The sequence below is a fragment of the Comamonas halotolerans genome (assembly GCF_030162935.1).
Classification (GTDB): Bacteria; Pseudomonadota; Gammaproteobacteria; order Burkholderiales; family Burkholderiaceae_C; genus Comamonas; species Comamonas halotolerans.
The window spans coordinates 176,417-200,736 of record NZ_JASAUZ010000012.1 but is presented as its reverse complement, the minus strand read 5'-3'; the positions used below and the strand labels follow the sequence as shown (position 1 = coordinate 200,736).

The window sequence follows — 24,320 nt, the reverse complement described above, 5'->3', positions numbered from 1 at the left end:
TTTTTCAAAAGGCTATTCGAAATCCGTATAAACCCGAGCTGTCTATGAAACTCGAACTGAAGGACTTTTTGCTCTTTGTCCAAGTGGAGAAATCAGGAAGCCTGACAAAGGCCGCTGAGCAGTGTTTTCTATCTTTGGCAGCCACGAGCGCACGCATCAAGGCCATGGAAGAAGAGGCAGGTATGCCTTTGCTGATTCGAGAGGCTCGGGGCGTGCGGCTGACGCCCCCGGGCGAGGCCTTTCTTTTCCATGCGCGAGCCATGCTGCAGCAGGCGCAGCAGTTGGAAGCCGATTTGCAAGAATACGGAGCGGGCTTGCGCGGGCACGTGCGTGTGTTTGCGAACACCACGGCAGTGACAGATTTTTTGCCAGATATTTTGGCAGCCTATTTGATGGGGCACCCCCATATCAATGTGGACTTGCAAGAGCGTCCGAATGCGGAGATCGCCGCGGATATTCGCGAAGGGCGTGCCGACCTTGGCATCATTGCTGGTGAGGTGGACACACATGGACTGACCAGTGTGCACTTCAGCACAGACAGGCTGGTGCTGGTGACTCCTGATTTGCCACGCTGGCACGGCGTGCGATCGCTGGGCTTTGCCGATGTCTTGCACGAGCACTTCGTTGGCATGCATCGCAGCAGTACCTTGCAAACCTTTTTAGGCAATATCAGCCAGCAATTGGGGCACAAACTCAAGCTGCGCATTCAGTTGGCAAGCTTCGAGGCCATGTGCAGGATGGTTGCCGCAGGGGTTGGGGTCGCTGTGGTGCCTGAAAGCGCTGCGCGGCGCAGCAGCACCCAGGGACAGCTAAGGCAGATTATGTTGGCCGACAGTTGGGCCATCCGACCCCGTTACATGCTGGTGCGTGAGGGTAGCAATGTGGCCAGTCATGTTCAGGAGCTGATGCAGTCGGTGATGCGCTATCACCAGCTGTGAATGCTGTTGCCTTAGATGCGTGAAGAGCGCTGGGCGCGATCTACGGACCACAGGTAATTCATCTCTGCGCAAAACGGTTGTGCACAGATAGCCCGTCCCTGGTACTGGCAGCCTGCACGGTTGCAGAAACTGCTTTGCTCGTTGGCGTTTTTCGGATGTTTCTTGCTTGCTTCATCCGCTTGTGCCTGCGCCATGAGCAGCCATGGATCGGTGCCCCTGTTTTGCAGCACAGTCTGCAGGTCAGTGGGCAGCAAATGTGCGGGCATGTAGACGGAGGCTGCCTGAGCAGTTTGTAGGGCCTGTACAAGTGGCTGAAATTCCAGTTGCAAGATGGCGCTGGTGCGCATGGCCTGCATGGCCGCCGCAGTGACAGGCGAGCCGGGCAACACTTGGGGCTGCATCACCAGACCCATGCTGCCACTGGCTAATTGCCGCACGCTCCCTGCAAACGTCAGTGGCACCAACTCAGTCGTAGTGAGTGTGCCGCTGGACAGGACAGGGCCCAAGGTCGGAGCAGGTGGTGCGCCGGCTCCTGGTGTGGACCCAGCATGGGAGCTAGATGGCAATGCAGCCCTCAGCGCTGCCTGCGCTTGCGCCCAGGCAACTGGCACACGCAATGTCAAAGTAAAAGCCCGTTCTCCATCACTGCCTTGCACGACACCGTGTTGTACCAGCCAGGTTTGCAGTGCTGGCAGCGGTGGCGAGCTGCGTGAAGCATTTGCTGCAGTGTTCGTATGGGGAGGCATCGAAGACTGGGCCTGAGCAGCGTGTTCGCTTGCCTGCTGCAGCACAGCCTGGGTCAGCACGGTCGGCCAGGCTTGCGCGCTGACTAATTGTTGCGGCAAGGCCTGGCTTGCTGTGGCCTGCTGCAGCAGTTGGCTAAGCAAAGCTTGCAACTGCGGGGCCATGCCTTGTGTGGGCCAGTTGCTGGGTAAGGTGGTGCTGCCAGATTGAATCTGGTTGACCATGCTGGCGATCAATTGATTGAATGCTTCCAGCTTCACGGCCTGCTGTGCTTGCGGTGAAAGGTTGACGGTACTGGCAAGGGCGGTGGCCACAATGCGGGCAATCTCCGCGCTACTGCCTGCTTGTTGGATAGGCGCTGGTGCAGCCACTGGCGTGCTGGAGATCGCACCTTGTGCGGCAGCCACATTGGAAAAGCTGGATGCTGAGCTGGAGCCCGCATTCAAGCTGACGGGAGCTGGGGGCGTGGTGCCATTGGAAGGAGAGGGTGGAATAGCTTGCGTCACAGACCCACTGTAGAGCAAAAAACGCATCAACTCCACATACATGCCGCCATGCTGAGTGTGAGCACGACGGTATCTGGCTGTGCAATCAGGTGCGCGATTGCAGCTGCTGCACAAAGCGCGAGGCAGCCAGCCCAAGGGGGCGCTCCTTGGACCAGACCCAGTCCACAAAAAGTTTCGAACCATTGCTGATATTGCTGAATGGAATGCGCAGCAACTCACCGCTTTGAATGTGCGGTTCAACCAGACTCTGGGGCAACCAGCCCCAGCACAGCCCCGCTGCAATCAAGGCGCGTGCAGCTCCGTGGCTATCAGCGCGCCAAATATGGTGGGAGAAGACAAAACGGGTGTCGGTAATCGTCAGATTGCGGCTGGCGACCAGAACCTGGCGTGATGCAGCCAGCTGGTTCATATCGATGGTTGGCGTGGAGCCTGCTGGCCACTGGAGACACAGTGGGTGACGGGGCGACATCACGGCCACCAATGTTTCATAGCCTTGTTCACGGAAATCTTCCCGCGCATCAATGTTGGGCCGCTCGAACACCAGCGCAAGTTGTGCCCGCCCTGCGTGAAGCAGCTCCAGTGCGTCGTCCTGCGGTGCCGCGAGCACCTCGACCACCAGCGACGGATATTGTTCCACCACAGGGCGCAAATCCTCAGCCCAGTCACTGGTCAGCAACTCTGGAGCAATAGCCAGCGTGAGCCGTTTCTCCAGCCCTGCGTGTAAAGCCTGCGCCTGCTGGTTGAGCTGCTGCAATTGTTGAGACAGCAAGCGTGCCTGGGGCTCCAGCGCTTTGGCAGCCGATGTGGGAGTGGGTTCCCGCCCGGTACGATCAAAAAGGCGCAGGCCCAGTTCGGCTTCAAGGTTGCCTATTGCCATGCTGACGGCCGAAGGTGCTCGACCAAGGCGGCGCGCAGCCGCCGAGAAGGAGCCGGTATCGAGCACAGCCAGAAAGAGGGGAACTTGTTCCAGTGGGAATGGCATGGCGTGAACCTATCAGAAAATCTGAAAGAACTTAGATTTTGTGTTCAATTTTTATTGCATATCATGCCTACTATGTTTGCAACCCTGTACGCGATGGCATACGTGCACTTCTGCGCCTTCTTTATGCAGCAGCCCAGCCTTTGTGCACATAACAGTCTGGCGTGTGTTGGCCGAAACCGGGCACACCAGTCGTGCGCTGCTGTGAAGCCGGGCCTGCCACCGGCGTGCATCAATACATGCAGATCTGCCGCTTGGGCCTGATCTGTTGAGCAGGGCATAACAGCTTGTGCGGCACTGTCTGAGGGCGGTGAAAGCGTTGCCCGATTTCTGTCATTGTTCACACCTACACTTTTCTCATGTCTGAAACCATTTCTGCCACATCGGTCGCGGCCACAGTGCAGCCTACGGGCTTGCAAGGGCCCTGGCGCCGTGTGGTGTTTGTCGGCCTTTATGAATTCATTGCCATCCTTGTGTCCAGCGTGCTGTTTATGGCGACGGGCCAGGGGGCGGGCTCTTCCGGCGTCATGGCTGTGGCTGCCTCCACCATCGCCATTTGCTGGAATCTGACCTTCAACTGGATGTTTGAGAGGTGGGAGCTGCGCCAAACCAAAAAGGGCCGCTCCGTGTGGCGCCGCATTGCGCATGCGATCGGCTTTGAGGGCGGCATTGCCGCCATGCTGATTCCGCTCATGGCCTGGTGGTTCAACATATCGTTGTGGCAGGCAACGGTGATGGAAGCCGGATTGCTGGTCTTTTTCATGATCTACACCTTTGTATTTAACTGGTGCTTTGACCGCATTTTTGGCTTGCCGGCTTCGGCACAGCTGCTTGTGAAGCAGTAGGAGGCTTCAACAGAACTCAGCAAGCAGCTTTTACGAGCTGGAGTCTGAGTAGGTTTCTGAACCACGATGGGCTTGATGCTCGTCGTGGTTTTTTTGCATCTGCCGTTGGATTCTCCTGTTGTTCGCGGGAAATGATTGTTAACGGAGTTTTTTGGGGATCAATGCGTTTTACATGTGCAACTTACATGTGATGCCTGCTACGGTGGGCGACATGGAAAACAAAACATCAGCCCACTACCAGCGCTTGCACAGGCAAAGACTGCGTGAACAAGGGCTGGTGAAGAAGGAAGTCTGGATTCTTCCCGAGCACGGCCCGCTGCTGCAGCGGCTGGAAAAGCAGATGCGCCTCCATCAGGCGCTCCCGGTTTCATTGCTGATCGACCATAAGGAGGGCTCTATGGAGAACGAAACTCATGCGTACTCGAGTATTCACAGCTTGGCCGCAGATCTGCAGCAAAGCTTGCTCGCACGCGAGGGCAAGCTGAATGTGGAGGTGCTTGAAGGCGCAGATGCCAGCGTGCTTGTGACTTTGCCGGAGTTCGGTGATTTGCCCGTGCACCTGGCGCTATCTGGCGAGCAGCTCGTGATCGAGGTTTTCTTGTGGCCTGCCGACCAGGTCAAGGATCGTGCGGGGATGAATGAGCAGATTTTGCGGCTGCAAAAACTATTCCCCTTCACAAACATGGCGCTCGAACCTCTGGCGCAAGGGGGCGAAGGCTATGTGATGTTCTCGGCCCTGAGGACATCCAGCAACTGTGATGACATCGTCTGCGGAATTCTGACGCTGTCCGATAGCGTAATCCAGGCTACCGAAGCGCTGGAAAGCTACCTGTCGCTGGCGCAGGCGTGAGCTGCACCCCGACCATTGCCCTACAACCCTCAGCTCCAGGAGAACATCATGGCACTATGGAACAAGCTGGTAACAGCATTGCGCGGAGCGGCCCACGAAGCCGGGGAAGCTGTCACTGACAGCCAGGCGTTGCGCATCCTTGATCAGGAAATTCGCGACGCGGACAGTGACTTGAGCAGGTCCCGGGAAGCATTGGCCGAAATCATGGCCAAGCAAAAGCTCGCTGCTGACAAGCTGCAGACCACCCAGTCCAGGCTCATCGAATACGAGGACTATGCGGTCAAGGCGCTCGATACAGGCGATGAGGCACTGGCTTTGGAAGTCGCAGGCAAGGTGGCATTGCTGGAAGCGCAGCGCGATGAAGAGCAAACGCAACTCGAGGCCTTTACCCAGAGCGTGGAGCAGTTGCGGGCCGCGATCCAGACAGCACAGTCGAACATTCGCAGGCTCAAGCAGCAGGCAGACACCGTCAAAGCGACTGAAAGCGTGCAGCGTGCGCAGGCAACGGTGGCGGGGCGGTACACAGGCACGCAGTCAAGGGTGCAGACGGCATTGGATTCACTGGAGCGCATCAAGCAGAAGCAGGCAGAGCATGGAGCGCGACTGCAAAGTGCTGCTGAACTGGCAAAAGAGGGGGCAGAAGATGCGCTGGACGCCAAACTTCGAGCTGCAGGAATTGCCTCGCAGGCCAGCGATGCAAAGACCGTGCTGGAGCGTTTGAAGGCGCAGCGCGCAGGTTCTGGCAAGGCTGCCTGATCTGGACCTGCATGCTGCTACCACATGACATGCACCGTTAAAGCAACAAGAGCAAGAGGACGCGGCGCCTGCCGCTGAAGGCAGGCCTGGCGACACAGCAACGTACGGGAGGAAAACCACATGGGCGCTTTCTTGGAGTACGCATTCGGCTTCCCGACATTCTTGTTCGGGGCGCTGCTGCTTTTCATGCTGCTGTATTGGATGGTGGCCATGCTGGGATTGCTGGACATTGATGCGCTGGACCACTGGGTGCTTTTTGATGGCAGCGACAGTGCTAACGGCGTTGAAAGTTCGGCCAGTGCGTTGGCCGGGCTGCTGCTGAAGGTTGGATTGGGCGGTATTCCTTTGACCGTCATCATCACAGTGTTGTTGCTGCTTTCGTGGTTGGCCTCTTATGTGATGTCTCATCTGGTGCCCATGCAGCAAGGGGGTGGTTGGCTCAGTTTCATGACCGGCTCCTTGGTGGCCTGTGCAGCTGTTGTTCTCGGATTTCTGGGCACCGTTGCTGTGTTGCGACCTTTGCGCAGCGTGCTGACCAAGTTGGCACCGGGTGAAGTACAGAAGGTTCTGCTGGGGCGGACAGGGCTGGTGCGTAGCGCGGTGGTGAATGCACAGCAGGGCTATGGCAGCGTGGATGACGGAGGCGGCGGCCTGAATCTGCAGATGCGCTCGCCAGAGCGCGAGCTGGTGCGCGGCACGGAGATTGTGTTGATAGAGCACCTTCAGGAACAGAACGCTTGGCGCGTGGTCAGCAAGGCCGAATTCGATGGCAGTGAGCGCGCGGGGCAGGACAGGAACGGTTTTTAGTTTTCAGATATCCAGCAGACAGGGAGCAATGCATGACAGGCAATATGGAGTGGTACATCGTGGCGGCCGTGGTCCTTGGCACCGTCTTCATTCTCATACTCGGGCTGTTTGCGCTGATAAAGGCTTTCTACATCAAGGTGCCCCAGGGTACGGCCTTGATCATCAATGACACTACTTCTCAGCCCAAGGTGAAATTCACAGGGGGACTGGTGCTGCCGGTGATTCACAAGAAGGAGTTCATGCGTATCTCTCTGATCACACTGGAGATTGATCGCCGTGGCAAGGAGGGACTGATCTGCCGGGACAATATGCGCGCCGATATCACCGTGGCGTTTTACCTGCGTGTCAATGAGACAGTGGGAGATGTGCTCAAGGTGGCTAAGTCAATTGGCGTGGACCGTGCTTCTGACAAGGTGGCCGTGAACGAGTTGTTTAACGCCAAGTTTTCCGAGGCGCTCAAGACCGTCGGCAAGCAGATTGATTTCGTGAAGCTGTTCGAGAACCGCCAGGAGTTCCGAGATCAGATCATTCATGTGATTGGCAACGACCTGAATGGTTACGTACTTGAAGATGTGGCCATCGATTACCTGGAACAGACGCCCAAATCATCGTTGGATCCGAACAATATCCTGGACTCCGAGGGCATCCGGAAAATCACCGAACTGACGGCCAAGCAGAACATTGTGACCAACGAACTGGAGCGCAATGCCGAACTGGCGGTGACCAAGAAAAACGTTGAAACCAAGGAAGCCATGCTGGCGTTGGCGCGCCAGCAGGCTGATGCGGAAGCCCGCCAGAAACGCGAGATCGCGACCATCCAGGCGCGCGAGCAGGCCGAGACGCAGAAGGTGCAGGAAGAGGAACGCCTGAAAGCCGAGCAGGCCCGTATACAGACGCAGGAGCAGCTCGACATCCGTGAAGAGAACAAGGCCCGCGAAGTGGCGGTGGCGCAGCAGAATCGCGAGCGCGCAGTGGTGATTGAAGTGGAAAAAGTCACGCGTGCCAAGGAGCTGGAGATTGTTGCGCGGCAACGCGAGGTGGAGCTGCAGCGCATCGAGAAGGAGAAGGCGATTGAAGTCGAGAAGGCCAACATCGCCAACGTGATCCGCGAGCGCGTGGCGGTGGAGAAGACGGTGGCGCAGGAAGAAGAGCGCATCAAGGAAGTGCGCGTGGTGTCCGAGGCCGAGCGCATGAAACAGGTCACCGTGCTGACCGCTGAGGCCGCTGCCCAAGAGGATCTGGTGCGTCAGGTGAAGAAGGCGGAGGCCGACGAGACAGCCTCGCGCCACAAGGCCGTGGAAGTGACCACGCTGGCACAGGCTGAACTGGAAGCTGCTGGCAAGACTGCCGAGGCCAAGAAGAAGCTGGCCGAAGCCATTGAAGTGGAGCGTGCAGCGCCCGGTCTGGCCGATGCCAAGGTGCGCGAGGTGACGGCGGCTGCCATCGAGAAGGAAGGCCTGGCACAGGCAAAGGTGGTGGCCGAGCGCCTGATCGCCGAGGCCAAGGGGCAGCAGGAAAAGGGCATGGCCGAGGCGCGCGTGATCGAGGCGACGGCGGATGCCAACGAGAAACAGGGTCTGGCCGAGGCGAGGGTGCTTGAAGAGCGCCTGATGGCACAGGCACGCGGCGAGGCGCAGGTAGGCAACACCAAGGCGCTGGTGACACGCGAGGTGGGTCAGTCCGAGGCCGACGTGCTGCGCGACAAACTGTTCGCTGAAGCCAAGGGCCTGACGGAGAAATTCGCTGCACTGGGCGGCCTGTCCGATCAGGCACGTTCGCACGAAGAGTTCCGCATGCAGCTCGAGAAGAACTTCGAGCAGGCGCTGGCGGCCATCGACGCGAACAAGAGTGTTGCGAAGGAGCAGGCTGAGGTGCTGTCGTCTGCGCTCAGCAAGGCCAATATCGACATCGTGGGTGGCGAGGGCGCATTCTTCGACAACTTCGCCAAGGCGCTGTCGGTGGGGAAGGCGATTGAAGGCGTGTCGGGCAAGAGCCCGATCGTGCAGGAGCTGCTCAATAAATTTCTGAATAGCAAGGGTGGTGTGCCCTCGCTGCTGGGCGGCGGTGCGGGCGACGATCAGAAGAGTTTGCCGCCATCGGCTTGAGGCCATGCGTCTTGCCCCTTCTCTTGCTTGCGGGAGAGGGGCTGAGTCTTCCTATTCACGTTGAAGTCTGTGAGCGCTATGTCTCAAGCTGAACAGCCCACCTCCGTTGTAGACCAGGCCGTTGCGAGCGGTGGATCGTATGAAGTGCTGGCCAAGCGTCTGGCAACGCAAGGCCAGACGCTGGAAACCCTGGTGCGTCAGCTCAACGAGGAACGCCTCGAAGAGTTTGGCCGAAGCCAGATGGAAGTCATCGGCCGCATGCGCGTGCGCACCGAAAACAACTGCGTGGGGCGCGACATCACCCAGGTGGGAGACCTGCTGCTCTTCGGCTACAACGTCTTCATGGGACTCAAGCAGGCCACGCGCGTGGAAGATGTGTTCGCGCTGTATCGCCTGGAGGAGAACGAGCACGGCTACGAGGTCGTGCCGGTCGAATTGAAGGACAGTTTCCTTGGCATCCAGAGCTTTGTGCAGGATTTTCAGGAGCTGTACGCCTACTACAAGAACACGCGGCTGATGCAGCTGGTGGTGCGCGACAGCAAGCTGCTGGCGAGCTTTCAGATCGGGGAGCGCATTACCGACGTGCGCGTGTTTCGCTGGTCGATCTCGCCGGATGGCAAGAAAGTCAAGTACATCGACAACCGCGGTGAACGCGACATCGACCCCCCGGCGCCGTTTGACTTTGAGTGGCAGCGCTGCGGGCGCGATCAGATCGTGCAGGGCCGCTTTCCGCACATGAACATCCTCGACAAGGTGTTCGTGGAGACGCTTGGCGGCACGCTCACCCTCAAGGTCGAGAACAATACCAACGACGGGCTTGGTATCTACAGCGAGCCTGTGCAGGAAGCCAATCAATCGCTGGATGATGCGGTGTTCGAGTACGCGCAGCTCGGCAGCATGATTTTGCTGAAGATTCTGCCGTATCGCGAAGAGCAGTGGCGCTATCTCATCTACAACACACTGTCGCGTCAGGTGTTGCGCATGGATGCGATTGCGGGCGCATGCATCCAGCTGCCTGATGACCATGGCATCATTTTTCCCGGTGGCTATGTGCTGCAGAGCGGCGAGCACCGCTCGTTCGAGCAGAACATGCAGGGCATGCGTTATCGCCGCAGCATCCGCTCGCCCAACGGCGAGGATGTGCTCTACATCTTCTATGAGCCGGGCAGCGGGCGCATGGCGCTGTTCAAGTACAACCTGATCGAGCGCGCACTGCAGCCGCCTATTGTCTGCCACGGTTATGCGCGGCTGGAAGACGGGCGCATCGTGATTTTTGCCGCCGATGGCGACGAGGCCACGCGCGTGCATCCCATGCAGATCTGGCGCACGCCATTTGCGTCGGAAGACTTTGCCGCGCGCCAGCCGCAGAAGGACAGCTTTCTGGGCCACATCGGCAATGCGGAACTGGTCAGCGGCATCTCCGATGTGTACAGCGTGCGCAAGGAAATCGCTGCGCCCGAGGTGTCGTTGGCGCGTTATGAACGGCTGATCGACACCACGCGCTTGCTGTTCGAGCGCCACCAGTGGATCAACACGCCGCAGCTTGCCGCGATGAACGAGGTGCTGCATGGCATAGTCGCCACGGGCGATGCGGTGATCGACGAGTACGAGAAGGTCGAGAGCATCCGCCAGGCTTCGTCGCGCGCGATGAATGATGTGTCCTCGCAGCATGGCAATCTGCTCAAGCGCTTGCGCACCAGCGACTGGACGACGGTGGACGAGCACGTGAGTGCGCTGGAAGAACTGGCGAAGTTGCGCGGGCACTTGATGTCCACGCGCGAGTTGCGCTATGTGGATACAGAGGCCATCGACACGATGGCTGCAGCGGTGGGCGAGGTGCAGGGTGAGGTGTCGCAGCGCACGGCCGCCTTCATTGCCACCGATGCGGCGCTGCAGCCCTATGTGGATGAGTTGCACAAGCTCGATCAGCAGGCACAGGCGGCGGCCACCGTGGTGCAACTGCGTGAGCCGCTGGCGGAGATGACGCGCATCTCGGCGGCGCTGGACATGCTGTCCGAGCTGATGACCGGCCTCAAGATCGACGACGCCACACAGCGCACGCAGGTGGTGGACCGCATCTCGGCCATCTACTCGCGCCTGAACCAGGTGCGAGCACGCGCCGAGCAGCGCCGCAGCAGCCTGGGCAGCTCGGAGCAGGTGGCGCAGTTTGCGTCACAACTGGCGCTGTTCTCGCAAAGCATTGTCAATGCGCTGGGTCTGGCGCAGACGACCGAGAAGTGCGATGAACAGCTTGCGCGATTGCTGGTGCAGCTCGAAGAAATCGAGGGCCAGTTTGGCGAACACGAGCAGTTTCTGAACGACATCGTTGCCAAGCGCGAGGAGCTGCTGGAGACGTTTGAATCGCGGCGACAGTCGCTGCAGGACGAGCGCCAGCGCCGCGCGCAGGGGGTGCATGATGCGGCGCTGCGCATCATCCAGGGCCTGCCCAAGCGCACCGACAAGCTGGCGTCCAGCGAGGCGCTGCATGCATTCTTTGCGGGCGATACGCTGATCGCCAAACTCAAGGAGCTGGGCGCGCGGCTGCGCAACGAGCTGTTCGATGCGGTGAAGGCCGACGATATCGACACACGTGTGAAGTCGCTGCGCGATCAGGCGTTCCGTTCGCTGCAGGATCGCTCCGATCTCTATGAAGGTGGCGGCAACGTCATCAAGCTGGGGCGGCACCGCTTCAGCGTGGGCAACCAGGATCTGGAGCTGACGCTGCTGCCACGCAATGGCGAGCTGTTTCTGCATCTGGTGGGCACGGAGTATTTCGAAGCGGTCGACAACGCAGAGCTGGCGAATCTGCAGGCTTATTGGGACGTGTCTACGTTGGCCGAATCCGCCGAGCTGTATCGCGGCGAGTATCTGGCGCTGAACGTGGTGCTGGCGGCGCGCAATCGCACCGATGGCTGGAATGAGCAACGCCTGGCGCAATTGCTTCTCGATGGCACGGCATTGACCCTGGCGGTGCGCGAGTTTGCAGCGCCGCGTTATCGCGAAGGCTACGAGCGCGGCATTCACGACCATGATGCTGCCCTGATTCTGCAGGCTCTGCTGCCACTGCGTGATGCGGCAGGCGTGCTGCGTTTCGGACCCGACGCGCGGGCCTTGGCGGTGCTGTTCTGGCGCGAGCATGAGCACATTCAGCAGCCGCAGCTGGCCGCTGATATTGCCCAGTGGCCGCGCCGCGCGCAGCATGCGCAATGCATGCAGCAGTTGTTTGCGAGTGAGGCGGAAATGCATGCGCTTCAGGCGGACATCGGCGGCGTGTTGCGTGTGTTTGTCAAAGACCGTGGCCTGCTTGATGATTTCACGGCCTTGTCGGCGCATGGCGACATTGACGGATTGATCCGCTCAGCGGCGAATTATCTGCAGGCGGAGCTGGCCGTAAAGGCGGTACGTTTTCACTTCTCAAGCTACAGCCAGAGTGCGGTGGCGGCACTGCAAACGGCGTTGAACAGCGATCTGCAGAACCCGCAGCGCTGGGATGAAATGCTGGACTACTGGCGGGGCGAAGACCGTGAACATCGCAACCAGATCGCGCCGCTGGCCGAGCGCTGGCGCAGTGCGTTGCATTGGGTGCAGACGGCGTGTCGGGCGCTGAAGTCTGCCGATGGTGATGCATGGTGGGCCTATGCAGGCGAGGCTGCCTCGTGGTTGACCTGTGCGAGCCACCTGCCGAGTGTGGTGAGCAATGTGGATCTGCGCAGCGAGGTGCAGGGTTTGCTGGGTCAGCATGCGCGCATCGGCAACGGGCGCATGGTGCTGCAGATCGATGACCTGGGCATGCGCGCGGTTCATCACTTTCGCCACTTCGTACCGCAGTTTGAACGCTATCAGCAACTGCGTCAGCAGGTGCTCAAGGACTACCGCGAGCGCATCCGCGTGGAGGAATTCAAGGCGCGCCCGCTCACCTCGTTTGTGCGCAACAAGCTCATCAACAAGAGTTATCTGCCGGTGATCGGCGACAACCTGGCCAAGCAGATCGGTGCTGTGGGAGAGACCAAGCGTACCGACCAGATGGGCTTGCTCATGATGATCTCGCCACCGGGCTACGGCAAGACCACGCTGATGGAATATGTGGCGAGCCGACTGGGCCTGATCTTCATGAAGATCAACGGACCGGCGCTGGGGCATTCTGTGCGCTCGCTCGATCCGGCGCAGGCACCCGATGCAACAGCAGCCAAGGAACTGGAAAAGCTCAATCTGGCGTTGGAGATGGCCAACAACGTGATGCTGTACATCGACGACATACAGCACACGCATCCCGAGTTTCTGCAGAAGTTCATCTCGCTGTCGGACGGCACGCGCCGTATCGAGGGCGTGTGGCGCGGCAAGACCAAGACGCACGATCTGCGCGGCAAGCGGTTTTGCATCGTCATGTCGGGCAACCCGTACACCGAGTCGGGTGAGGTCTTCAAGATCCCCGACATGCTGGCCAACCGTGCGGACATCTACAACCTGGGCGACGTGCTGGGTGGCATGGAAGAAGTGTTCAAGCTCAGCTATATCGAGAACAGCATGACCTCCAACGCGGTGCTGGCGCCCATGGCTACGCGCAGTCTGGACGATCTCTATCTGTTGATCGAAAAGGCGCAGGGAAAGGAAATTTCCAGCAATGCACTGAGCTATGAGTATTCGTCGGCAGAGCTGCGCGAGATTGATGCGACGCTCAAGCGCATGCTCAAGGTACGTGAGACTGTGTTTCGCGTGAATCAGCAGTACATTCACAGCGCTGCGCAGGACGACCAATATCGCGAAGAACCGCCGTTCAAGTTGCAGGGCAGCTATCGCAACATGAGCAAGCTCGCGGAGAAGATCACACCGGTGATGAACGACGCCGAGATGCAGCAGATGCTGGACGACCACTACCAGGGCGAGGCGCAGATGCTGACCACGGGCGCAGAGGAAAACCTGCTCAAGCTGCGCGAATTACGCGGCACCTTGAATGCGGAAGATGCTGCGCGCTGGAACGACATCAAGGCCGAGTTTCTGCGCCAGAAGTCCATGGGCGGGGCCAACGCTGATGCAGGTACGCGCGTGGCGTCGCAACTGGTGGACTTGGTTGCTGTCACGCGCGAGGTGGCGCATGGCATGTCAGACGCCCGACAGCAGCAATCGCAGCAGCGCGATGCGGAGTTGACACAGCGTGAGGGCTGGCAGGCTTTGCTGGAACAACTGCAGCAGGCGCACAGCGCGACGCAGCAGTCTCTGCAGGGCGTTTGGCAGGTGCTTGCACAGAATCAGCACGCTGATACTGATGAGGGCGCAGAGAATACCCAGGTCCACCGCATGGCAGCATTGCTGGAGCAGCTGGCGTCCCGATCGCTGCAGCCGGTGGTCGAGCACCTGGAGCACAGCCGCAGACAACAGTTGGGCCTGCACCGGGTGCTCATGCAGGTGGCCACCCGCATGCAGGAGCAGATCGACAGTCAGCGTGCACAACTACAGCGTGACAGCTTGCAGCCGACGCTGCGCTCCGAAGAGATACACAGGGCCTTTGACCGCATGCAGGACAGTGCGTCTTGAACGCTGGATTGATTGGAATATTGTGTGGAGCGGCCAGCCTGTTTCGACGCAATTGCGAATGAAAATTCAAGCACGATGACTGGTAGCAGCATCTCTTGGCTTGAGGATTTTTTCTATGGGGATGTCCGGCTAAGTGCAAAATCTCGAAATGCACTCTGTCTGGAAAAAGCGTTGTAAATACCTGTTAGCTTTGCTAGCTCTGTTGATTGGCTTGTGGCTGGTCTTTTTCTATCTTCCAGCACTTGTTTACTATGTGCTGCAGCAGCAAAAAGCACCGGTTTCAGATGCTTTGGGTTTGAGGGATTACAAAGTCACTGTGGAAGCCAAAGCAGTGCAGGGAATTCGTCAGAACTTGTCGGGCTTGACGTTTCACCCGGAATCCAAAACGCTCTTTGGCATTGCCAATGCTCCGTCGAGGGTGGTCGAGATGACTACCGATGGCGAGGTGCTGCGCATCATCCGGGTGCGTGGAGGCAAAGATACGGAAGGTATCACTCATCTTCATCACGATCAATTCATGATCGTGGATGAGAAGACCAATGCGCTTTGGCAGGTTGAAATTGCGAAAGACACCAAAGTCATTCATCTTGACGAAGCCCCCCATGCCCAGTTGTCCTTGAATCCCCTTTACAAGAACCTGGGGGTGGAGGCTCTAGCCTGGAATGCGCGAGACAAGACTTTGTGGGTCGGGCAGGAAAAATGGCCGATGCGTGTGATGGAAATTGCCAGCGAGCTGCCGATGGAAAGCGGACAGCCCGGGAACGGAAAAATCAAGCTTCATGCGCAGCGAGAGTGGATTGCCCAAGGTGCCATGGGGTGGCTGCTCAGCGATCTGGCATCCATCACCACTCTGGATAACAGCTCCAACCTGCTGTTTTTGGGCCAGGAGTCTGGCGTGGTCGTGGAGTACACGCGTGATGGTGATGCGGTGGGCATTCTGCCTTTGTGGGGCGGACTGCATGGCCTGCAAGATGGCATCGAGCAAGCGGAAGGTATAGCCGTGGACCCGCAGGGCAATATTTATTTGGTTGCAGAGCCCAATTTGTTTTACCGCTTCGAGAAGCGTCGCCCAGCGCCTTGATTGGCGTAGATTGCTACGCCCCATATAGCTCTCCTCGTACGTGATAACGCCTGCGCGGTGCATCACAGGGAGATTGCGCCTTAGAATCACGCGTTTGTCTCCCCAAGGAGCGCTGCAGCAGCGCGTGTGTCGCTACCGTGTTGTCAGGCTTGGGGCCTCGGCGTGTCAGCACGCTGATCCGTTTGCAACGGCGCTCACCTGTTTTCCGTTTTGGTTTTGATTTTTACACAGGTGAGTGCGATGACTGCTGCTGCCCCCTCCTTGATTCCTCCCATGCGTCTGTCGGGTCTGGAGCCCGTTTTTATTGGCGAAGACACTTTGTTCGTCAATGTGGGGGAGCGCACCAATGTCACGGGTTCCAAGGCGTTTGCGCGCCTGATTTTGAACGAGCAGTACGAAGAAGCACTGGCCGTGGCGCGCCAGCAGGTGGAAAACGGTGCGCAGATCATCGACGTGAACATGGACGAAGCCATGCTGGACAGCAAGGCCGCCATGGTGCGCTTTCTGAACCTGATCGCTTCCGAGCCCGACATCGCCAAAGTGCCGGTGATGGTGGATTCTTCCAAGTGGGAAGTGATTGAAGCGGGTCTGCGTTGCCTGCAAGGCAAAGGCATCGTGAACTCGATCTCCATGAAGGAAGGTGTCGAAGAGTTCAAGAAGCACGCCAAGCTGGTCAAGCGCTATGGCGCGGCGGCGGTGGTGATGGCCTTTGACGAAAAAGGTCAGGCCGATACTTTTGAGCGCAAGATCGAGATTTGCGAGCGTGCCTATCGCATCCTGGTGGACGAAGTCGGTTTTGCGCCGGAAGACATCATTTTCGACCCGAACATCTTTGCGGTGGCTACTGGCATTGAGGAGCACAACAACTACGGCGTGGACTTCATCGAAGCCACGCGCTGGATCAAGCAGAACCTGCCCGGTGCCAAGGTGTCGGGGGGCGTGTCCAATGTCTCATTCTCCTTCCGTGGCAACGACCCCGTGCGGGAGGCGATTCACACCGTGTTCCTCTATCACGCGATTGCAGCGGGTATGGACATGGGCATCGTCAACGCCGGCATGATTGGCGTGTACGACGAGCTGGATCCCGAGCTGCGCGAGCGCGTGGAAGACGTGGTGCTCAACCGTCGCCCCGACGCTGCCGAGCGCCTGCTGGAAATTGCCGATCAGGCCAAGGGCGCTGCCAAGGATGACAGCAAGAAGCTGGAATGGCGCGGCACACCCGAGAATCCCAAAACCGTGGGTGAGCGCCTGACCCACGCCTTGGTGCACGGTATTACCGACTTCATCACCGAGGACACGGAGGAGGCCTATCAGGAGATTCTGGCCAAGGGTGGCCGCCCGCTGCATGTGATTGAAGGCCCGCTCATGGATGGCATGAACGTTGTGGGCGATCTGTTCGGTGCTGGCAAGATGTTCCTGCCCCAAGTGGTCAAGTCTGCCCGTGTGATGAAGCAGGCGGTGGCGCATCTGGTGCCTTACATTGAAGAAGAGAAGCGCCAGCAAGAGGCCGCAGGGCTGGATGTTTCGAGCAAGGGAAAGATTGTTATCGCCACCGTGAAGGGTGATGTGCACGACATTGGCAAGAACATTGTCACCGTGGTCTTGCAGTGCAACAACTTTGAAGTCATCAACATGGGGGTGATGGTGCCCTGCCACGAAATCCTGGCGCGCGCCAAGGCAGAAGGGGCGGACATCATCGGCTTGTCGGGGTTGATTACACCCAGCCTGGAAGAGATGCAGTACGTTGCAGGTGAAATGCACAAGGACGACTACTTCCGCATCAAAAAGATTCCTTTGCTGATTGGCGGCGCCACCTGCTCGCGCGTGCATACGGCGGTGAAGATTGCGCCCAAGTACGAAGGGCCTGTGGTGTATGTGCCTGATGCATCCCGCTCTGTGAGCGTGGCGCAAAGCCTGCTTGGAGACAACAAGGATAATTATCTGGCGGAGGTGACCGCCGACTACGACAAGGTGCGTACCCAGCATGCCAACAAGAAAAAGACGCCACTCTGGACCCTGGAGCAAGCGCGTGCGAATGCTGCGGTGGTGAATCATGCGCCAGTGACTCCGCGTGTGCTCGGACGTCGTGTGTTCAAGAACTTTGATCTGGCGGAGCTGGCCGAATACATCGACTGGGGCCCGTTTTTCCAGACCTGGGATCTGGCTGGTCCTTACCCCGCCATTCTGGACGATGAAATCGTCGGTGAGCAGGCGCGCAAGGTGCTGGCCGATGCCAAGCTCATGCTCAAGAAGATCATTGATGGGCGCTGGCTGCAAGCCAATGGAGTGATGGGCCTGTTCCCGGCCAATCGCGTCGGTGATGACATCGTGTTCTACACCGACGAATCGCGTACCGAAGTGCTGACCACCTGGTATGGAATGCGCCAGCAGACGGAAAAGCAGGCCGTGGATGGTGTGATGCGCCCCAGCCGTTGTCTGAGCGACTTTGTGGCCAGCAAGGACAGCGGAGTTGCCGACTACGCTGGACTCTTTGCTGTGACGGCTGGTATTGGTGCTGCCAAGAAAGACAAGGAGTTTGAAGCTGCGCTGGACGACTACAGCGGTATCATGTTCAAGGCCCTGGCCGACCGCTTGGCCGAAGCCTTTGCCGAATGTCTGCACCAGCGTGTGCGCAAGGATTTGTGGGGCTATGCCGCCGATGAGAACTTCAGCAATGAAGAGCTCATCAAGGAAGCCTACAAGGGCATCCGTCCTGCACCAGGCTATCCAGCCTGCCCGGATCACACGGCCAAGATTGAGCTGTTCAAGGTGCTGAACGCTGAAGAAATCGGCATGACGTTGACCGAGAGCCTGGCTATGAATCCTGCATCCAGCGTGAGCGGTTTCTACATTGGCAACCCGGAGGCGATGTACTTCAATGTGGGCCAGATTGGCGAAGATCAACTGGTGGATATGGCCGAGCGCCGTGGTATGGATGTGGAGGCGCTGCGTCGTTTCCTGGCGCCGAATCTAGGTTGATGACACCATCGAAAAAGGCCGCTTCAGCGGCCTTTTTTTATGCGTCAAGATTCAGTTGGCGAGTTCATGGGGGCGGATGTCGATATTGCCGTATGCGTCGTGTCTGCCGGTGGTGCTGACCACGTGTGCGCCTTTTTGATCTTCCACGATGTAGTACACGGGGTTTTGGGGGTCTTTGCGTACTTTGAGGTGCACTTCATGCATCTGTGTGCCGCTGATGATGACGCCGCTGGCTTCGGGTTGCTCGGGAGGGAAGATCAGACAGGTGTGTCCAGAGAGCTGACCTTGTGAGCACTGCGAGGTGCCATAGAGTTTCGCGGGTTTTCCTTGGTACTCGATGTCCAGGCCTGGCGGGAACATCAAGGTTTCGTTCAGCGGAGACTTTTCAAAACAACCGGTCAAAGCAAAGGTGGCAGCCAGCGCCACCATCTGTAGGAATTGCATGGGCTTCTTTTCTGGGCAAACGCGGCGAGCCGCCGCAAGGGGATGGCAGCTCGGTCGCACAAGCGTGCAAGTCACGCCAACCCAGAAAGTGTAGCAATTGTTAACAATTGAAATCGCTTGCCAGCCGTTGATTTCGCACTGTCAGCGCTGCAGTTATTGCGCCGGAAGGCTGGTTTTGCGCAAGCGGTACATATTGTGGGGGCTGAGGCTGGCTCCCGTGCTGCTCTCGCGCATTTCGATCCAGTCCTCGGCCACAAAGAATCTGTAGGCAATCGGTGCGTGTGCCGTGCGACGCAAGGAGATCATGCTGCCGCCCGCAGGGTCAAAGCTGAAGGGGCCGGTATAGCTAGGCTCTACAGCCTTGTCCAGATTTCCCCCCACGCGCCGTTCACGGACAACTGCTGTCCTGTCCGCGCGCAGCTGCACGCTGATGGCAATGCCAGCGCAGTCGTGGCACGGTAGCAAGGCCTGGTAGGTACCGGGCCAGTCGAGCGCGGTTTCAGCGCTGTCACCCACAGGCTTGGGCGAAGTGAGGTCGGCGATCTGCGGTGGTGGCACGTTTTCGGTCACAGCCTGGCTGGCGCAGCCTGCCAGCCAAAGGCTTGCAGTGAAGAGCAGAGTCTTCCAGCCCGGATAACGAGGGGAGAGGATATGTGGCTGCATAAATTTAGAGCGCATGAGTGTGTATCCATCCATGAAAATGGATGCTAAAGACTGTGTGTAGTGTGCCAATCGCTCGGTGCACTGAAAACATGTAGTCCATCTCGCACACTCGATGGATAGGAGATCTTGACTATGTTCCAAGCCACGCGCGGCTACGCTGCATCATCTGCCACCAGCCCGCTGGGACTGTTTCACTTTGTGCGCCGTGCACCGCGTGCCAACGATGTGGTGATTGACATTCTCTACAGCGGTGTCTGCCACTCTGATTTGCACACCGCGCGCAATGACTGGGGAGGGACAATTTATCCGACCGTCCCCGGACACGAGATTGTGGGTCGCGTGGTGGCATTGGGCAGCGCAGTGACTCGATTCAAAGTGGGTGATGCGGTTGGGGTGGGCTGCATGGTGGACAGCTGCCTGGATTGCGGCGCTTGTGCCAAAGGCTGGGAGCAATATTGCGAGCGCGGCATGACGGGCACCTACAACAGCACTGACCGCGTGGACGGTTCGGTCACCCAAGGGGGGTATTCGGAGCGCATTGTGGTGCGCGAGGAATTTGTCCTCAAGCTGCCTGATGCCATGGACTTGAAAGGTGTGGCGCCACTGTTATGTGCGGGTATCACAACCTGGTCTCCGTTGCGCTACTGGAGGGTGGGCAAAGGCAGCAAGGTGGCCGTGGTGGGGCTGGGAGGACTGGGGCATATGGCTCTCAAACTGGCCAAAGCCATGGGTGCAGAGGTGACCTTGTTCAGCCGTTCATCTGGCAAGGAAAGCGATGCGAAACGCCTGGGGGCAGATCGAGTGATCATCAGCATCGACAAGGCGCAGATGAAGTCGGTGCGTGGCCAGTTTGATCTGATTGTGGACACCGTGCCCTACGAACATGATGTGAACCCCTATACCGCCACGCTGGCTACGGGCGGTACTTTGGTGCTGGTGGGCTTTTTGGGCATGCAGACATCACCTGTGAATACAACGGCGCTGGTGCTGGGGCGCAAGTCGATTGCCGGCTCGGTGATCGGGGGGATTGCTGAAACCCAGGAAATGCTGGATTTTTGTGGCCAGCATGGCATCACCGCCGATGTTGAAGTGATTGCCATGCAAGACATCAATCAAGCGTATGAACGCATGCTCAAAAGCGATGTGAAATATCGCTTTGTGATTGATATGCAAAGCCTCAAGCAAGCCGATTGAAAAGTCTTTTGCAGCTGCTGCTGCCTATCTGACCTCCTTGGAAAGGCAGCCAGATAGGCTTGAGAGTGGTTTGAGGGAGGGCTGAAAAGGTTTTTTCAAGGGTTCAGTGACTGGATGGCGTGACTTGTTGCGCAATCACTTCCAGCACAGGCAGCGGCCAGTCCATGGCCCAGCCCGCGGCAGCCACCGCCAGCCATTCAGGCAAAGCCCACTCTCCCATTTGCGCGGGCAGGGGGAGGTGAGTCTCTTGCGTGCCGTGAGCGCACACCACGCGCCCATCACGCACAAAGACGACCCGGCCATTGACGCGGCGGTGCGACTGCAACAGGGGATGCTGTTCATCGGTATCAAGCCAGACGATTTGGCCCAGGCAGGTCAGGGCCAGGCTTTCCAGCTGTGCGCAACCAGTGCCCAGAACTGCCACGCCGCCGGGTCGAACGGTGCGCAATTGGGCCGCAAGTACGCGTTGCTGTGCGCCGTTGTCGAGCGTGGAGCCTTCCGGGCAAATGATGGCAAGGTCGCAATAGGCATAGGCCCAGCCGTCTCTCTCGGAAGTGGCCATGTCCTGTGCGATGACCGCAGCACTGACGGCACGGTGCATCAGCACCCGCTGGCCTGCACTGGGGGACTGACTTACTGGTTGTAACATGCGTGTGCCCTGCAAGTACATGTCATCCCCACAAGCGACGCCCGTGTAGTGGCCTTGCGACTGCTGCCAGGCTGCCAGTGTTTGCGCAATGCGCAGCCCTGACGTGTTGCTGGCAAGCACGCCCGCCAAAGGAATGCGACCGTCATCAGGGTGGGGAAACAAATGGGTGCAGATGGCTTCACCAACGGCACGGGGCTTGCCATGTACCGGGTACAGGTGCATGAGCAGACTGGGTCCAGCGTTGACTTCAACAATCGCACCACCCTGCTCAAGCAATGGGCGGCGAATGTCTTGCAGCACCATGTCGATGCCAGCGATGTCCAGGCCGATGGTGCGTGCGGCCATGGTGGCATGGCGAGCAATATCGGGATGAACCTCATCGGTGCAATCGACAGTGAGATTCCCTGTACGCAGCAGGGTGACTTGCTGGCCATCGGCAGGAATGGCGTGTGCGTCCAGCTGTTGGCGCTGCAGCTCGCCCTGCACCTTCGCATTGGTCGAGAGGTCGATGCGCTCCAGCGTGTTGTCGATCAGGCAACGGTCATGCTGGTTGATCTGAGCCTCGATCAACTGTGTCACGGTGGAGCAGCCATCGCCTATCACGTCAAGGGATTCACCACGGGTGGCTGCGACCACAGTGTCGCCCACGACCAGTACCCGGTGTTCGTAGCCACGAATGCAGCGCTCCACCAGTACTTGGGTACCTTCACGTTTGGCCAGCAGCCAGGCAGTTTCGACCGATGCCTGATCCATCAAATCCAGTGTCACGCCGCGCGCGCGGTTTCCATCCAGGGGCTTGACCACCACAGGCAATCCCAGACTTTGGGCCAGATGCCATGCCTGGGCAGGAGAGCTTGCGCAATCGCCCTGTGGTGTTGGAATGCCGGCGTTGGCGAGCAAGCGTTTGGTCAATGCCTTGTTGGAGGCAATGTCTTGTGCAATGGCTCCTGTCATGTCGCTCTCAGCGGTCCAGATGCGCTGTTGTGCCGCTCCCATGCCCAGCTGCACCAGATTGCCCTTGGGAAACAGACGATAGGCGGGCAGGTGACGCTGAATGGCTGCTTGTGCAATACATGCAGTGCTGGGACCCAGGCACTCCTCATCTATCACATGGCGAATGCGCCCCAAGGCTCCGGTCCACTGCTGCGCGCGTGCAATCGGAGGCAGTGCAAGCAGTTCTAGGGCCTGTTGAAGTACGCTACGGCCCAAAGCTGCTTCGCTGGCTTCCAGTACAACTGTGCCGCGTCCGTTGATACCGGGCAAGCATTCGCAAAAACGGTCTGGCAAGGCAACCGCTTTAAGCAGGGCATGTAGCAGCTCTTGGAGCTGCGGCCAGTGGTGTTCGTCCATGTCGAGCAGCTGTGCTTCCAGCACGGGGCGTTGGCTCCACAGGTTGTTGCCGGCCCAGTGGCGGGTGCGCAAGACATGGGCTTGCTGGCAGTTCAGTGCCTTTTCGGCGTAAACAGATTCCGATGTGCTGAGGGCGCGCATACGCGAGCCTCCTTGGGTTCAAAGCTAGTGGGTACACCAAAGTGACCTGCAGCAGGGCGCAAGCGGCCACAACGTAATGCATCACCAAGTGGCGATGAATCAGGGGGTGTAGTTGAAAGAGTGTTTTTTTGGGGTGCGTTCGCGAGAAAAATCGCTGACCCGCAGGTTTAGGTGCGCAGCCGAAGCAGCGGCCCATCCACGCAGTGCAGCATGTGAATGTGTGTCATGTGTGACTTTCCAAACCGAGCCCACGTGCGCGGACTGCTGGTTTGTTGTGTTGGGCCTGTAAAAAATCGAAGCGATGCTGCCTGGAGGTGTCTTTCAATAAGGAAAAGCACCTCCACCAAGCTGGCTGTCATCGCTCCATGGACAACCAGCGGTCGCCAGAATAGCAGGCTGTATACAACTGCGAAAGAGGGGGGCTGCAGAAAACTGAGAGATCAACCCGGGATTTCAGACAAGCGTCAGTCACGACTTGGCAGCAGTGTTTGCATGCATATGTCTGTGAGCCGTGAATAACACAATTGCCGCCACCGTACACTCGGGCAAGCCTTGGCAATCTGCTTCCAAGCGCATGAATGAGTGCACTGCATGATGACTACACCTGATACCCGCAGCTGGCTGAAAACGCTGGTCGCTTTTGATACCACCAGCCGCAACTCCAACCTGAACCTGATTGAGCATGTGCGTGATGCGCTGCGCGCTCAGAATGTGCAGGTACAGCTGTTCAAGTCTCCGGATGGCAGCAAGTCCAATTTGTTCGCCACGCTGCCCGCCCGGGACGGAAGTACCCAGGGTGGAATTGTCTTGTCAGGCCATACCGATGTGGTGCCCGTCGATGGGCAGAAATGGGATACCGAGCCGTTTGCGCTGACAGAGATCGACGGCAGCCTGTATGGCCGGGGCACCTGTGACATGAAGGGCTTCATTGCCGCTGGTCTGGCGCTGGTGCCCGAATTTTTGGCCATGCCGCGTGCCAAGCCGCTGCATTTTGCGCTGTCATATGATGAAGAGGTAGGCTGCGTGGGGGCACCCATCATGCTGGAACAGTTGAAGCTGCAAGGGCAGCGCTTTGATGGCTGCATCGTCGGAGAGCCCACCAGCATGCAGCCTGTGGTGGCGCACAAGGGCATCAATGTGTGGCGCTGCAAGGTGCATGGCAAGGCCGTGCATTCTTCGCTCACGCCACGCGGCAGCAATGCCATTGAATACGCTGCGCGTCTGATTTGCCGTATCCGCGATGTGGCTGACAGCTTCAAGGCCCAGGGACCGTATGACACGCTTTTTGATGTGCCTTACACCACCGTGACCACCAACCAGATCAGCGGTGGTATTGCGGTCAACACGCTGCCTGAGCTGTGCGAGTTTGCGTATGAGTTTCGTAACCTTCCCGGGATGGCCCCCGATGGCATTCAGGCGCAGGTAGAAGCGTATGTGCACAACGAGCTGCTGCCCCGCATGCGCCAGGAGTTTGCAGATGCACGCATTGAGTTTGAATCGATCGCAAATGCACCTGCGTTTGACAGTGCGGAGACCGAAGCCATCAGTCAGTTGGTCCAGGCTTTGACCGGTGATCACGAAAAACGCAAGGTGGCGTACGCCACAGAGGCGGGTCTGTTTCAGCAAGCGGGCATCCCGACCGTGGTCTGTGGGCCGGGTGCGATTGCCAATGCGCACAAGGCGAATGAATACGTGGAAGTTGCCCAGCTGCAGCGTTGTGAAACTTTCCTGCGCAAGCTGGCGCAGTCGTTGTAAAA

At 58.5% G+C, this 24,320-nt stretch carries 16 protein-coding genes and 1 riboswitch; of the genes, 11 read left to right on the top strand and 5 right to left on the bottom strand.

Annotated features, from left to right (window positions below; genetic code table 11):
- The first annotated feature begins 44 nt into the window (after nucleotides 1-44).
- A complete protein-coding gene (locus QEP11_RS08235) occupies nucleotides 45-938 on the top strand; it encodes a LysR substrate-binding domain-containing protein (protein WP_284336156.1) in 894 nt (297 codons plus the stop codon).
- Nucleotides 939-949: 11 nt separating this feature from the next.
- Here QEP11_RS08235 and QEP11_RS08230 read toward each other — a convergent pair whose 3' ends face one another.
- On the bottom strand, nucleotides 950-2,230 hold the full coding sequence (locus tag QEP11_RS08230; protein WP_284336155.1) for a hypothetical protein: 1,281 nt from the start codon (nucleotides 2,228-2,230) through the stop codon (nucleotides 950-952).
- A gap of 43 nt (nucleotides 2,231-2,273) precedes the next feature.
- Nucleotides 2,274-3,170: a LysR family transcriptional regulator gene (locus tag QEP11_RS08225; RefSeq protein ID WP_284336154.1), complete on the bottom strand. Its 897-nt coding sequence runs from the start codon at nucleotides 3,168-3,170 to the stop codon at nucleotides 2,274-2,276.
- A 356-nt stretch (nucleotides 3,171-3,526) separates the two neighbouring features.
- Here QEP11_RS08225 and QEP11_RS08220 point away from each other — a divergent pair, with 356 nt between their 5' ends.
- The 8 genes from QEP11_RS08220 (at nucleotide 3,527) to metH (ending at nucleotide 18,122) form a co-directional block, all read left to right on the top strand.
- Nucleotides 3,527-4,012: a PACE efflux transporter gene (locus QEP11_RS08220; RefSeq protein WP_284336153.1), complete on the top strand. Its 486-nt coding sequence runs from the start codon at nucleotides 3,527-3,529 to the stop codon at nucleotides 4,010-4,012.
- A 172-nt stretch (nucleotides 4,013-4,184) separates the two neighbouring features.
- On the top strand, nucleotides 4,185-4,862 hold the full coding sequence (locus QEP11_RS08215) for a YjfI family protein (protein ID WP_284336152.1): 678 nt from the start codon (nucleotides 4,185-4,187) through the stop codon (nucleotides 4,860-4,862).
- Nucleotides 4,863-4,910: 48 nt separating this feature from the next.
- Nucleotides 4,911-5,618 carry a PspA/IM30 family protein gene (locus QEP11_RS08210; protein ID WP_284336151.1) on the top strand — a complete coding sequence of 236 codons (708 nt, stop codon included), beginning with the start codon at nucleotides 4,911-4,913 and terminating at the stop codon, nucleotides 5,616-5,618.
- 120 nt (nucleotides 5,619-5,738) lie between these two features.
- Nucleotides 5,739-6,425, top strand: coding sequence for a ubiquinone biosynthesis protein UbiH (locus QEP11_RS08205; protein ID WP_284336150.1), 687 nt, complete (start codon nucleotides 5,739-5,741; stop codon nucleotides 6,423-6,425).
- A gap of 32 nt (nucleotides 6,426-6,457) precedes the next feature.
- Nucleotides 6,458-8,530 carry a flotillin family protein gene (locus QEP11_RS08200; protein WP_284336149.1) on the top strand — a complete coding sequence of 691 codons (2,073 nt, stop codon included), beginning with the start codon at nucleotides 6,458-6,460 and terminating at the stop codon, nucleotides 8,528-8,530.
- 78 nt (nucleotides 8,531-8,608) lie between these two features.
- Nucleotides 8,609-14,062, top strand: a complete 5,454-nt coding sequence (locus tag QEP11_RS08195) for a DNA repair ATPase (protein WP_284336148.1) — start codon at nucleotides 8,609-8,611, stop codon at nucleotides 14,060-14,062.
- A 190-nt stretch (nucleotides 14,063-14,252) separates the two neighbouring features.
- A complete protein-coding gene (locus tag QEP11_RS08190) occupies nucleotides 14,253-15,143 on the top strand; it encodes an SdiA-regulated domain-containing protein (protein WP_284336147.1) in 891 nt (296 codons plus the stop codon).
- A 98-nt stretch (nucleotides 15,144-15,241) separates the two neighbouring features.
- Nucleotides 15,242-15,346: riboswitch (S-adenosyl-L-homocysteine riboswitch) on the top strand.
- Between the two features lie 37 nt (nucleotides 15,347-15,383).
- Nucleotides 15,384-18,122 carry a methionine synthase gene (gene metH, locus QEP11_RS08185; protein WP_284336146.1) on the top strand — a complete coding sequence of 913 codons (2,739 nt, stop codon included), beginning with the start codon at nucleotides 15,384-15,386 and terminating at the stop codon, nucleotides 18,120-18,122.
- A 51-nt stretch (nucleotides 18,123-18,173) separates the two neighbouring features.
- Here the strand turns inward: metH and QEP11_RS08180 are convergent, their stop codons facing one another.
- Both QEP11_RS08180 and QEP11_RS08175 read right to left on the bottom strand, forming a co-directional pair.
- The gene (locus QEP11_RS08180; protein WP_284336145.1) at nucleotides 18,174-18,566 is read right to left on the bottom strand and encodes a hypothetical protein; all 393 of its coding nucleotides are present in this window, start codon (nucleotides 18,564-18,566) and stop codon (nucleotides 18,174-18,176) included.
- 153 nt (nucleotides 18,567-18,719) lie between these two features.
- Entirely contained in the window at nucleotides 18,720-19,244 is a 525-nt protein-coding gene (locus tag QEP11_RS08175; protein WP_284336144.1) for a copper resistance protein NlpE N-terminal domain-containing protein, read from the bottom strand.
- 117 nt (nucleotides 19,245-19,361) lie between these two features.
- Between QEP11_RS08175 and QEP11_RS08170 the strand changes: the two genes are divergently transcribed.
- Nucleotides 19,362-20,423 carry an NAD(P)-dependent alcohol dehydrogenase gene (locus tag QEP11_RS08170; protein WP_284336143.1) on the top strand — a complete coding sequence of 354 codons (1,062 nt, stop codon included), beginning with the start codon at nucleotides 19,362-19,364 and terminating at the stop codon, nucleotides 20,421-20,423.
- A gap of 103 nt (nucleotides 20,424-20,526) precedes the next feature.
- Here the strand turns inward: QEP11_RS08170 and QEP11_RS08165 are convergent, their stop codons facing one another.
- The gene (locus tag QEP11_RS08165) at nucleotides 20,527-22,563 is read right to left on the bottom strand and encodes an acetate--CoA ligase family protein (RefSeq protein ID WP_284336142.1); all 2,037 of its coding nucleotides are present in this window, start codon (nucleotides 22,561-22,563) and stop codon (nucleotides 20,527-20,529) included.
- Between the two features lie 591 nt (nucleotides 22,564-23,154).
- Here QEP11_RS08165 and argE point away from each other — a divergent pair.
- Nucleotides 23,155-24,318 (top strand): acetylornithine deacetylase, encoded by a 1,164-nt coding sequence (gene argE, locus QEP11_RS08160; RefSeq protein ID WP_284336141.1) that lies wholly within the window; start codon nucleotides 23,155-23,157, stop codon nucleotides 24,316-24,318.
- The last annotated feature ends 2 nt before the right edge of the window (nucleotides 24,319-24,320 follow it).